This window comes from Xenorhabdus entomophaga, assembly GCF_037996725.1.
GTDB lineage: Bacteria > Pseudomonadota > Gammaproteobacteria > Enterobacterales > Enterobacteriaceae > Xenorhabdus > Xenorhabdus khoisanae.
The window spans coordinates 17168-31497 of sequence record NZ_JBBMXH010000029.1; the positions used below are offsets into that span (position 1 = coordinate 17168).

Here is a 14330-nt window from a genome sequence, read left to right on the forward strand (position 1 = left end):
CGTCATGACTATAAGAGCCTCCCAGCAGGCTCTAAATCATGGTTATACCCAATACATTCCGGGTTATATTGTGTCATTACTTCCGGTCATATAGTCAGCTATATGACCGGAATGATACATTTCACTAAAAAACAACCTGAAAGGTGAAAGTCTTATTAACCGAGAATATCAATAACGGAATTCAATTCCGATTTTATGAGATTCAAGCAATTTAGCCTATTCCTGTCATGGTCATTATTCTGACACGATGCAATCAATTCTTTCATTCTTCCATTGATAAAAGAGAATGAGCTTTCGAATTGTTCGGCATGTTCTGGTCTTACGAAAATTAAAAAATTCCTTAATGAATTAAATTGATTATTCCAACGTGTAAATATTTCCTCCAGATCATTAGCCGTACTGTTCGTTAATAGCTCTGGGGTTTCAATAATTTTTTCTATCGCGGCCAGACCTATATAACAAGAAAACTCGTTTTCATTATATTTTATCTCTTCTTTTCTCCTAAAATCATTCATCAGGTTATTTAAAATGATTTCCTTCTGTCCATCGCTATCAGGAAAATCACCAGTGCAATTTACGGTAATCACTAAATAAGGCCGGGATTTATTGAAGACTTCATGTGACTCCATAAAATCTAAACCCCTGAACCCTACAACCGTCTTCTCAAATTCCTGTGCGCTGATCTCCCCAAAGTATTGGAAGCTTCCATCATATATTTGATACCCTGCATCGGTCTTGCCAACCAGTACAAAAGCATGCGGGATTGTCTCGTCTTCCAGCACGATATCCTGGAATAGCGGCCTTGTTATATACTCCGCCTCTGATAAACCGTATGAAGGTGAAAAAGGCAGATAGTAGTCACTTCCGGTTACAATGACGACATTCCCAAGAGATAACTCTTTTTCACAGTAGCTCTGATAGGATTCGTAATCTTCGAAGAATGTCTTAGCATAAGAGAAAGCATAATTTTCTTCTAATGAAGGCCAGCCAAGCATATTACCAAAGTTAACCTCCTGATTAGCTAATCTAACTTTATTTTCAGCCTGTTGTAATACAATGCCAATTAAGTGGCTGCCATCTGAAACCTGCATAATGGCATCATCGCAGTTTAGATGATGTTCATGTTTCAGTTTTTCTCTGACTGCCGAATACAAGCAACTGGCATACGTTGGATATAATTCAGGTGAAAAACGCTCATTGAATTTCCAACCGTTATATTCAATCTTGAGGTCATTATCTAATAGCTGGCTTATCTCAGCCAGAGTCTGGCCCGACAGCAACATATTCATGTTAATCGGTAGATTGATTGCCTTCGCTTTTGCAACCACTTGCACTGCGGAGAGAGAACTCCCGCCCAGAGAAATAAAGTCATCACTGTTTTCAACGCTATCAATACCAAGAATGCTTTGCCAAATAGAACCTAACCCGGTGATAACTCTATCCCGTTCCTGTACCAGCAAGTTGATATTTGTGCTGGCCGCTCTGATTGTGTTGGCCACTTTAGCGTGTTCTTCTTTCCTTTCTTCTTTTTCAACAACATGAGGGGAATTGCCAGAAAATAATGCCTGCAACCTTTTAATATCTGTCGGGTATGCTTTTCCGCGTATCGGTGTCGGGGGAAGATGAATCAATTCAGGTTGCTGAACATTGATCTCCTGCTGCCAATTCACATCAACACCCTGTAAGGAGATCAGGGCTAATTTTTCTATCAGCTCATTATGGTGACTCATGTCTCTGGCCTTATGGCTTTGCCATGAGATACAAGCATGATTTACGCCATAATCTGAGTGATTCTGAACGAAAGTAGAAAGTCCACTTCCCGGCCCGACTTCTATAAACAGGCAATTATCATTTTCTAAGATCGCCGTAATAGATTGTTTAAAGAGTACAGGTTGGCGAATATGATTAACCCAATAGTCGCTTGCCATGACTTTGTTGTTATCAACCCACGTTCCCGTTACATTCGATATAAAATCAATTTGAGGCTTATTGAGTGTGATTTCTTTGAAAGCCTGACCATATTTGTCCAGCACAGGGTCCATATAACAGGTATGGAACGCTCTTTTAATTTCCAGACGTTTCGTTTTAATGAATAACCCGCGACAAATTTCTTCGAATTGGGTTATTCCATCATCAGATCCCGCGACAACACAAAGCTCACTACTGTTGTCTAAGGCAATTTCAATATCCCCAGTTATTATTTCTTTCACTTTCTCGGTTGAAGACATGACGGCAAGCATAGCCGCCGCTTCTGTCGACTGCATACACTGACCGCGAATGCAGATAATTCTAACCGCATCTTCGTATGAGAATACTCCGGCCAGTGTCGCTGCCACGTATTCCCCCAAACTATGGCCTATCATTACATCGGGGGTGATACCGTAAGATTTCAGAACTTGTGCCAGCGCATATTCGATAATAAACAGCAACGGTTGGACAAATTCCGTTTCATAAACATGCTCATCCTGAGAGTCATTAATAAGCAATGCTTTCAAGTCAGTAGTGCAATAATTATTCGCAATTACAAATCCTTTATCACACCATTGTTTAAATAACACATTGTTGTTGTAAAGATCCTGCCCCATAGCCCTATATTGAACACCTTGGCCAGGGAACAAAAATACCACTTTTCGCTTAATACCAAGTGATATATTAATATTGTCTTTTTCTGTTGAAGACAGCGCCTGAACCAATTCATCACGATTGTTTACTGTAGCAACAAATTGTGATGCCATTGGCTCCCTTAACATCAGACTATAAGTGATATCACTCACATTCAGTTGTTGGTTATCGCTCTGAATTACCTGCTTCAATTGTTTTTTATAGGATTGCAATGATTTCTCATCCGGTGCTGACAAGATTAATGGCAATCGATTATTGACGTTTTGTCTGGACGATTTGTTCTGATCAACCTGAAATTCTTCAAGTACAACATGCACATTCGTTCCACCCAAGCCAAAAGAACTGACGCCTGCCCTGATTGGGTTCTTACTGTCACGTAATTCCGTATATTGGTTATTAACGATAAATGGGCTGTTCGTGATATCCATTTCTTTATTGAGACGGGCGAAATTTATCGTGGGTGGCAGTACCCTATGTTTGATGGATAATGCGGCTTTAATCAGCCCGGAGATCCCGGAAGCAAAATTCAGGTGGCCTATATTTGATTTCACACTGCCAATTCTGCAATAGTTCTTTTTATCCGTTGAAAAAGCCTGTTTCAGCGCATTGAACTCAATGGGATCACCCAAATTCGTTCCCGTACCATGTGTTTCTATAAAGCTGATACTTTCTGATGATACATTTGCATCCCGTAATGCAGCCTGAATAACGTCAATCTGACCTTTTGTGCCTGGCGCGGTGTAACCGACTTTCATGCCCCCGTCATTGTTAATTGCACTGCCGATAATAGTCGCATAAATATTATCCTTGTCTGCTATTGCCTGTTTTAGTGGTTTCAGCACCACCATACCAACGCCATCGCTAAATACCGTTCCGTTTGCCTGAATATCAAATGGCCGGCATTTTCCATCCTTAGAGTAAATCATACCCTCTTCAAATAAATAGCCCGCTTTGATTGGCAAGGTAATTGAAACGCCGCCTGCCAGAGCGACATCACATTCTCCCGCACGCAGTGATTTAACCGCTTCACTAACGGCAACAAGCGATGAAGAACAGGCCGTTGAGATAACCATACTTGGCCCGGACAAGTTTAATTTATATGACACGCTCGTCGACATATAATCTTTGTCTGCAACCACCATAGCGCTATATTGACCCGCACTGCCTTCCGCCATTGCCATTGCTTGCGCTAGCCATTGTAAATTCCCTGATGCAGCCGCATATAAGCCGATTTTCAGCTTATTGTTTTTTGCCGATATTCCCGCATCCTGCAATGCCTGCCAACTGCAAGTATGCATAGCCCGTACCTGCGGATCCATTTGACGCGCTTCGTAAGGGGTATAACCAAAGAATTCAGCATCAAACTCACCCGAATGAGGCATAATACCTTTGGCCCGAATATAATTCGGATTGTCTAATAATGCTGAATCAATACCTTCTTCAATGAGCTCTTCCTTACTCATTGTGCTGATTGATTCTTTTCCGTAGCATAAGTTATCCCAAAACTCATGAATATCCTCAGCACCCGGGAATTTTCCGGCTACGCCGATAATCGCAATGTGTTTATCAAATATCGCTTCCGGTTTAATCATGTTTTCAGCTGCATAAGCACGGTTATAGCTATCTTCAACGCTTTCATCCTGAACGTTATCAGTACTGACTGTTCCAAACTGGTTTGTTATATGGTCAGCTAATAGATCAGAAGTGGGATAACTAAACATATCAACAACGGAAATATCGATATTGAGTGCATCAGTTAATCTTTTATTAACTTGAACCAGATCCAATGAGTTAGCACCTAATTCAAAGAAATTATCTTCACGGTTAATATGGGCTATTTTTAAAAAGTCTTTCCACACCGAAAGGATAGTTTCTACGATTTGGACTTTGGAAATTGTTTTTCGTTGGGATTGATTGACTTTATTAATATCAAATGTTTTTAAATAACTACCAACCCATTGTGCAAAACGTTTATCTAGATCACCAGTGGAAACAATAATTTGATCTCTTAATGGTGATTGTAAAACACGCTCTAAAATTTTAATCCCTTCATCGGGTTCGATTAAAAGCTGACTCAATGAGGAGCCCAGCGCATCACCCGAATCATTACGTTCGAAAACCCATCCATCCCAGTTAACGCTAATCCAGGGCTTACCTTTCTTGCTTTGTTGCTTCGCAAAAGAATCAGCAAACGCACTGACAGAACTATATGCAGAGAAACTCAATCCTCCCAGTACCGCAGCAATTGAAGAACAAAGCAGGCAGAAATCCAGTGGCTGGTTTTCTGTTAATTCTGCCAGAATCTTATAAGCCTCAACTTTGGTTTCTAACTGTGGTAAACAGGCGTCCAGCGTTATCCTATTAATGCCCTGGAATGAGTTTCCTTCCGTGACACCCGCCGCACAGATGATGCCATTCAATTCTCCATATTGTTCGGAGATCGTCGTTAATAAACGTTGCATTGCAGACTTATCAGCGACATTGGCAGCATAATAAGCTAAGTTTCCTGTACCAAGATCGGAAAGCTTATCGAGCCGCTGCAATATTTCGAAGGATGGCGAATGCGATTTAATGGCTTGTTTCCATTCACGCTGATCAGGTAATTCCCTTCGCCCGGTAAGTATCACTGTCGCCCGATATTCTTTCAGGAGATGTTCTGCAAATAAAAGCCCTAAATCCCCCAATCCTCCGGTAATGAGATATATACCCTGCGGTTTAAGGAGCGAGCGTTCTTTCAGTGGGTTTATTGCAAGCCGCTCATAGGCTTGCTTTGAACACCCTTCTTTTGTCCGGCGAACAATAAATCGCTCATCTGTTGCTAATAATTCTTCAGTTAATATCTCACAGTTTTTTTCAATCGATTCTGTCGGGTTGATTTGTACTAATCTGGGATGACATTTGCTGACTTCCTGCGTAATGACTTTTACTAAGCCATTGAGCATATTGGATTCCGGTTGTTCCGTATTAACCAGCAACAAACGGAAATCACACATATTTCCGACGGTTGTCCATGCCTGAAGCAGAGTAATGGCAGAAAACCACGTGCTTTTTACTTCATCGCTTCCCGATAAAGGCCAGGCAAATATTATCGAATCAGGTTGTAATTGATTCTCTTTTAATTCATTAAACAGTCTTTCGAAATGGCTGACTTCTCCTGCTGACAAGGTAATAACATTGTTCACAGTGGTGTAATTATCGCCTGATAACACAAACCTTACTGCTTTTTCGTCAATATTCATATGACGACAAAGAGGCTCACACCACTCGATGTCCGGCACAAAACAGAGCGCCATTTTCACGTCAGATTGGCTCGATTTATTTGGCAAGAGAGCATCCTGCCATGTTTCACTATAGAGCCATTCTGAAATGTTATTTTTGGGGATTCGAATTTCAGATATTTTTTCTGAATCTTTCAAACTGGCGCCGGAGTTTCCAAGCTCCATATTTTCTGAAATAAATTGATAACCGGGTAAACTCACTCGTTTTGGATTCAGATTTTGGTAAATGATCGGCCAATTGATAGATTGGCCTTTCATCCAGAGTTGTCCGAGTAATTTTAATAAATAAACTCTGTCGTTTTCCTCTTCTAATGGATGACGCATCACATTAATAACAGAGATATCTGGATTCGTCGCAACAATCTGTTTAACAAACGTAGACAATGTTCTGCCCGGCCCGACTTCAATAAAGGTGTTCAGCTCAGACTGTTCCAAACAAGTCAGAATACCTTGATGAAATTCGACTGTCTGGCACAAGTGCGAAACCCAATAATCGACAGAATTTGCCTGTTCTGCTGTGATCCATTGGCCCGTTACATTTGATATGTAGGCTTTATTGGGCTTTTTCCACTTTATTTCCCGCAAAACCTGTTTAAATTTCTCTACAACAGGCTTCATCATTGAGGTATGAAAGGCGTGAGAGGTTTCCAGTAATCGGGTACGGTAATTTTGTGCCAGCAAATTCTGCTGAACTTTCTCAACTGCAACCTGCGGCCCCGCGATAACACAGGCACTCGATGAATTTACCGTTGCCAGCGTGACTTCATCTGTCAAATAAGGCTCAATATCTTCTCTGCCCGCCGAAACACTCAACATCGCTCCGGGTTCACATTCCTGCATGATAAGGCCCCTGACAGCAACGAGTTTCAGGGCCTCATCCAATGTCATGACGCCTGCCATTGCTGCTGCAACGTATTCACCAATACTATGGCCAATCATTGCGTTCATTTCTATTCCCAGTGCCTCCAAAGTTCTGGCAAGAGAATAAGATACGGCAAAAATAACCGGCTGGGTAAATTGAGTGTTACGGAGTTTTTCTGCACTCTCCTGACTCTTCTCATCATAGAGTAATGCGAGTAAATTTATGCCAAAATGCTCTGATAGATATTCATGGCACTCATCAAGCTGCATTCTGAAAATACTCAGCTCATTGTATAAATCCCTTGCCATATTGATATATTGGGCACCCTGACCGGGAAACATGAATACAATACCCGGTATGTGATCAGAGGAAATTTCCGCGATCTTGTCTGTCTCTTTAACACCAGATAATGCGGTGTTGAGCTCCTCTGTATTTCCTGCAACAAACGAGGTGCGATATTCATATTCTCCTCTCCCAATCTGGAGTGTATAAGCAATATCAGAAAGCGCCTTCGTATGAACTTCTGCACTCAAAAACCGGCTCAGGGCTTCTGCCGTTTTAATCACCCCTTCTCTGCTTTTGCCTGAAAGCGTGATGAGTTCTGCACGCTCCTGCCCGTTACTGGTTTGATCTGAGATTGATTGGACGGTCATATGCACATTGGTTCCGCCAATGCCAAACGAACTGACACCTGCGGTTCTGATATTGTTGTTATCTTCCCAATCAGTGGCGGTATTGATCAAACGGAACCGCGTACCTTCCAACGATAAATGATGCGCAGTTTCAGTATGGCAAGTGGGTGGGATCTTCTTATTCTTCAACACCAGCAGTGCCTTAATAACCCCCGCAACACCTGCGGCACTATCGGTGTGACCAATGTTCGATTTAACGCTGCCGATATGACAAGTTTTAGGGTGGTCGCTGGTGACGTTTAAAGCATCTTTAATGCCTTCTAATTCAACTTCATCGCCAACCAGTGTTGCCGTTCCATGCGCTTCCAGATATTCAATGTCATTGGCAGAGAGACCCGCCATTTCTAAAGATTGTTTGATACAGGCAGATTGTCCGTTTGCATTCGGGGCGGTAAATCCTGCTTTTTCATGACCATCATTGTTAACGCCATAACCAACAATGACGCCATAAATATGATCATTATTTTCAATGGCATCTTCCAGCCTTTTTAAAGCAACCATGCCAATACCATCGCTGAAAACAGTACCACTGGCATCTTCAGAAAACGGGCGGCAATGACCATCTGCGCTATTCACCATTCCATTGACATACATGTAACCGCTTTTTATCGGCACGGTGACGGAAACACCTCCGGCCAGCGCCAAATCACACTGATTGACCCGCAGGCTCTGACACGCAAGCGTTATGGCTAACGCAGAGCTGGAACACGCACTCTGAACGGTCACGGCCGGCCCGGTAAGATTCAATTTGTAAGCGATTCTGGTTGTGAGAAACTCCCGGTCATTTAACAACCCAATGCCAAATTGTTCTGTGGTGTCCTGTACTTCATCTTTTACCAAATCCAACCATGCGTAATTAGAGCCGGAAGAGGCGAACAGCCCCGTGACAGGGCGGTATTTTGGGTTACCATATCCCGCATCATCCAGCACTTGCCACGTTATTTCATGCAGCAAACGGAATTGTGGGTCCATATATTGTGATTCACGGGCTGTATAGCCAAAAGCGTCTTTATCAAAATCCAGTGAATGCTCAATAATGCCTTTTGCCCTGATATAATGCTTATTCTTGAAAATGTGTTCAGGAAACCCGGCATCGATTAGTTCATCATCCGTAAAGAAAGAAATACCTTCTTTGCCAGACAGTATATTTTTCCAATATTCCTGTATGTTATGACTGCCGGGGAATCGGCCGCTCATGCCAACGACGGCAATGGCATGTGCCGGATAATCATTAAATACGCTTTTTTCACTGCCTGACGCCTTTCCCCTTGCTGATTTTTTCGGCTTATTTATGATTTTAGGGGGTGCTTCACCGATTAAGCTGTGTATTTTTTCAGAAAGTTTCTGGCAGGTTGTATAGCGATAAAAATCATTAACTGCTAATTTTATTGCGTAATGGTTATTGATCTTTTCGTGTAGCTGAACGATATCTAAAGAGCTGGCACCGATATCAAAGAAATTATCCTCTGGCGAAATTTTCTTATTTGAAAAATAGACTTTAAAAATATCCAATATATTTTTAGTCAGGGATTTAATGTCGATTTTTTCTGCAAAAATGACACTCTCTTCCTGCTCATCGGTCAGATGATGGGGAGTATCTGGTTTTATTAACGGTTTAAACTCAATTCGATTCGGAAGTTCTTCATAATTTAAATTTTCTGGCGAAATGGGTTCCATTTGTTCCCCAAATTCCTGGAGCACAAGATGCGCATTGGTTCCACCAACACCAAAGGCACTGACGCCAGCAGTGATGAGTTCATCCGTTTTACTGAGCCAGTTTTTTGTCTGCGTGTTAACATGAAAAGGTGTTTTTTCTAATTCTAATTTTTTATTCGCTTTCTCAAAATTAATGGATGGCACTAACGTTTTAAAATAGACACATAAGGCGAGTTTTATCAGTGATATTATCCCTGCGGCGGTATCACAATGCCCCACATTTGATTTGACGGAACCTATAGCACAAGATTGTGACCCGTTAAAAACGGCTTTCAAGGCGGCAATTTCAATCGGATCTCCCAGTAAAGTTCCTGTCCCATGTGCCTCTATATAACTAATGCTGTCGGGATCAACTTCTGCGACATCTAATGCAGCCTGAATCACATTTTGCTGCCCCAGAGTACTAGGGGCAGTAAAACTTATTTTGTCACTGCCGTCATTATTAATTGCACTGCCTTTGATAACGGCATAAATTCTATCGTTATCTTCTATCGCATCACTCAATCTTTTTAGTACAACAACACCAACGCCATTACTGAATACCGTACCACCCGCATATTCATCAAATGCCCGTGTTTTGCCGTCTGCGCTATTTATCATCCCTTCCTGATACATATAACCGGTTTGATGCGGGTGCGTTACGCTGACGCCCCCAGCTAAAGCAACCTCACATTCTCCGGCTTGCAGAGCCTGACACGCTGTATGCACGGCAACTAATGAAGTTGAACATGCTGTTTGTATCGTGACTGACGGGCCGCGTAAATTCAGTAAATAGGAAATACGGGAACAAAATGCCGAGTCATTTAATGTGGCGACATGGAACTGTTCTGCCGCAGAACTGAATTCTGTATTTAATGTTTTAAACCATGACCACTGATTACCTGCTCCTGCGTAAACACCAATTTCTCCCGGATAATTTTTGGCATCAATACCAGCATGGTTAAGTGCCTGCCAACAGTTTTCAATCATCAAACGAGTTTGCGGGTCCATTTTTTCTGCATCTGAGTAATTAATTGCGAAATAATCAGCCGCAAAATGATATGGATTATTGATTACACCTTTGGCAGGAACATAATTTTCATGTAAATATTCTTCAGCCGATACGCCATTATTTTCTAATATTTCTTGCGTGAATCTGCTAACACCTTCTTTTCCATCACGGAGCATTTCCCAAAAATCATGTACGTTATCTGCACCGGGGAACTGACCTGCCATTCCAACTATGGCAACTTCAAGACCAGTAAGATTATTTACCATAATTAACCTTTATTATAATCATTTGTTAATAAAAAGAGTTGGCTTCTTCAATTTAAATAATTAATTATTTCTATAAAGAAGAAAATGTCATATTGGTTCAAGGCATCAAATTCATTACGAATTTCAGTATTCAGGTTTCCCCGGATTAGTTTATATAGCTAATTTTAAATTTTCGGGATTTGCTGATAGGTTCGTACGTTTATAGGTATCACTCAATAATCGAGTCTTTTCTATAAAAACTACGCAAGGCATGTTGCGAGATTAGCATTTGCTGAATTTGATTAGTTCCTTCGATAATTTCCAGAACTTTGGCTTCACGATATAACCTTTCTGCCGGATATCGGCTGGATAGCCCATTTCCTCCGAGAACCTGAACGGCGTTATTGGCAACCAACATAGCGACTGCCGAGCTATGATATTTCGCTATATTCGTTTCCATAATGGCATTGTGATCACCCTGGTTCCTTAAATAACCAATCTTTTCACACGTGGCTTTGGCGGCATAAAATGCCGTCGCTGAATCAGCAATGATGCCTTGAATAAGTTGATGCTGTGCGATTTTTTGACCAAATTGTTTCCTCTTACGCGCATAAGTCACCATCTCTTCCAACGCGGCATGGGCAATAGCAACACCCGCCCAGGCGATACTGTAGCGGCCAAAGTAGAGGGCGGTATTAGCGACAAAGCTAAACCCTTCTCCCTCACGCCCGACTAAATTCTCTCTGGGTATTTCTACATGATCAAAATAAAGTTCTGATAAATAAGCACCACGGCTTGCCATTAAGTCCTGCATTGGTTTTCTCGTTAACCCTTTCACCCCAAACTCGACGATGAATGCACTCACTTTTTCTTCGCAACGGGCAAATACGAGGAATAAATCAGCAATCCCTGCATAAGTAATCCATTTTTTGCTGCCGTTAATTCTGAACCCATTTTCCGTGGCTTCATATTTTGTTCTGATGGCATTAGCATCAGAGCCGGCTTCCGGTTCAGATAAGGCAAAACATGCGATTTTTTCACCGCTTGCCATTGGCGGTAAATATTTTTCTTTTTGCGGGTGGCTTCCTAGTTTTGCAATGGTTTCACCCACTAAGCTTGTGTGAACCGTTAATAGAGCGCGTGTTGAATTACATCCTTTACCGATTTCCTCAGTCAAATAACCATAAGAAAGAGGGTCCATACCTTGCCCGCCATATTCTTTGGGTAACATCGCGCCTAAAAATCCCTGTGCTCCCATCTCAGTGATAATTTCACCGGGCACTCTACCCTGTTTATCAATTAAAGTTGCGGCGGGCCTTAATACGTTATCTGAAAATTTCTTCGCGGCTTCCACCAAAGAATGAATTTCATGTCCTATCATATAAATCTTACTCTCTTATTTTATTAATTAAGTTCAGCATTGAATTGATTGAAACAAAATTCTCACGCTCTATATATTCATCCGGTACGGTTATAGAACATTTCTCTTCGATAAAACAAAGTAAACGCATGGCAAAAAGTGAATTAACCAAACCACTTGTAAATATATTGGTATCGTCCAACAACTCAACATCATCATCAAATACAGAAATATTATTTTCAATAAATTCACGAATCTCTTGGGAAATTGTGTCCAGATCTCTCATTATCATATCCTATTAATTTATAATGACATCAACATAGTAAGGGAAGTCAGGCACTTGCCCTAACGTATTTTCAAACAGCATCGTCTCATCAGCAAATTTTTCTATTTCTTTAAACCCTGAGAATTGGTAAGTCACAAACATTTGCCGATTACGAGGTGTACGCCTGAATTCAGCATACAACTTATGCCCTTTTGCTTTTGCCTGCTGCATAATATAGGTCAATGCTATGCTGCCCACCCCACGGGAAAGTGTTCTACAGGACATTAACAATAATTTAATGTAATCAATCCCTTCTTTATAGTGTACTAATGCCAGACCTATCTTCCCATACGAACCATATTTATCCACCAATTCAAAAACAAATACGCCATAATCATCTGAGTGAATTAATTCATTTAATTTTTCTCTACTGTAAGTTATCCCTGTTGAGTTAAGCTGATTAGTCCGTTGTGTCAGTTCCTCAGCCCGAAGGAGATCTTCGTGTTTGGCTTTGGCGATATAAAACTTCATATCGAGTTGGCTGAGGAATTCTTCTGATGTACCAATAAATTCATCTTCCTCTTCTTTACGCAGAATATCTTCTTGATAACGCTGCCTTCTTAATTTTGCATCATCCGATATTTCCATGTTGGCAATTCGCGGCAAATGAAGTATTGATTGATATTCCAGCGCATCAATACAGGTGACTTCCGGGAATTTAGCGTTAACTTCATCCCTTTCTAAAATCTGATCATCCACAAAAATAAATGTATCCGCTGAAATATTTAAACTTCTCTGAATTTTTTCAATCGAGGAAGATTTAGCGCCCCAATGAATTTGGGGGTAAATAAAATAGTGTTTCAAATTAAACTTACTCAGCATTTCCAAAGCATCAGACGCTTCATTCCTGCTTGCTATTGACTGCAAAATACCCATTTGATCAAATTGGTCGATGATTTTTTCTATCCCGGGCTTTAACTTAAGATCATCCCCTTCAGAAAGAACCCCATCCCATAGCGTATTGTCTAAATCCCAGATGATACATTTTACCGGTATATCATTGCTTACCCGCTTATTTGTTAAGTCATCCATCATGAATATTCCGCATTTTTATCATTGCTGTTTTTATAATTAAAAAAGCCTTTACCACTTTTTCTACCAAGATTTCCCGCCTCAACCATTTTCCTTAGCAGAGGACAGCAACGGTATTTCGGGTCCTGATAACTTTCATAGAGAACCTGCAAAGAGTTAACGACCGTATCCAGCCCAATCAGGTCTGCGGTTTCTAATGGCCCCATAGCATGTCCATAACCTTCTTTGAAGATGCGATCAATATCTTGTGGGCTGGCGAGATTATCCTGTACGAGAAATGCCGCTTCGTTCATGAATAAGTGAGAAAGCCGATTAGAAACAAATCCGGGAAAGTCTTCTACAATCACAGGATTTTTTTCAATGCTCTGTAAGAATTTTTTTGCCTCAGTCAATGTTTGTTCGGAAGTATGGAAACCTTTAATCACTTCTACACATTTCTTTATAGGCACGGGATTCATAAAGTGGAGGCCAAGTACTTTTTGAGGAAAAGGTAACGCTGCTGCAATTTTTGTGATGGATATACAACTTGTGTTTGCAGCAACATAAGTTTCAGGCTTAATGTATGGCGTTATTTTTTTATAAACATCCTGTTTAGTCGCCCACTCTTCGTTGACATTTTCAATTACCCAGTCACAATCTTCAATCTCTTCATAAGATGACGTAAATTGAATCCGTGCTTTCAATTCTGATATATCCAGAGATTTAAATTCAGGTTTAAGCATCCGATATAAACGGAATTCACTTGAAACTCGCGAAGCAAGATTTACCAGAACTTCTGAGGATATATCTATAAGTAATATATTATGTCCATATGCAGCACATGTTATTGCAGTGTCTAATCCCATAACACCGGCACCAATAATTGATATTTTCAACGATTACCCCCCACTTTTTATGATTAAAATCAGCTTGTCGGAAAAGATAAAAACAAAATATATAAGGCCCGATTTCATCAGTGTTATTTAGATACGCTACCGCCCTTAAGTCATGGCCTTAAAACCAATGTAAAATTCATATTTTCCGCAAAAAAATTTTGACAGCACAGTCAACTCTATTTTTTAAATCAAATAGAGTTGACTTATGAAATAATTTATAAATCAAAAAACAATCTTCAGGTTAATTTCGAAAAACTAACACTAAAAACACAGGTGCAATATACCTTATCAATTAATAAGAAATAAAAAAGATATTAAAACCATAAATACCT

Annotated in this window: 5 protein-coding genes; all 5 read right to left on the reverse strand. The window is 40.7% G+C overall.

Annotated features, from left to right (window positions below; all coding sequences use genetic code 11):
• Positions 1-155 precede the first annotated feature (155 nt).
• The 5 genes from AAC854_RS08220 to AAC854_RS08240 all read right to left on the reverse strand — a co-directional run bounded on the left by AAC854_RS08220 (position 156) and on the right by AAC854_RS08240 (position 13998).
• Positions 156-10427 carry a beta-ketoacyl synthase N-terminal-like domain-containing protein gene (locus AAC854_RS08220; protein WP_340616662.1) on the reverse strand — a complete coding sequence of 3424 codons (10272 nt, stop codon included), beginning with the start codon at positions 10425-10427 and terminating at the stop codon, positions 156-158.
• Positions 10428-10635: 208 nt separating this feature from the next.
• Positions 10636-11787: an acyl-CoA dehydrogenase family protein gene (locus AAC854_RS08225; protein ID WP_340616663.1), complete on the reverse strand. Its 1152-nt coding sequence runs from the start codon at positions 11785-11787 to the stop codon at positions 10636-10638.
• Between the two features lie 7 nt (positions 11788-11794).
• A complete protein-coding gene (locus AAC854_RS08230) occupies positions 11795-12052 on the reverse strand; it encodes an acyl carrier protein (RefSeq protein WP_340616664.1) in 258 nt (85 codons plus the stop codon).
• 12 nt (positions 12053-12064) lie between these two features.
• A complete protein-coding gene (locus tag AAC854_RS08235; RefSeq protein WP_340616665.1) occupies positions 12065-13126 on the reverse strand; it encodes an HAD-IIIC family phosphatase in 1062 nt (353 codons plus the stop codon).
• Positions 13123-13998: a 3-hydroxyacyl-CoA dehydrogenase family protein gene (locus AAC854_RS08240; RefSeq protein ID WP_340616666.1), complete on the reverse strand. Its 876-nt coding sequence runs from the start codon at positions 13996-13998 to the stop codon at positions 13123-13125. The genes AAC854_RS08235 and AAC854_RS08240 overlap by 4 nt, the downstream gene beginning before the upstream one ends.
• Between the last annotated feature and the right edge of the window lie 332 nt (positions 13999-14330).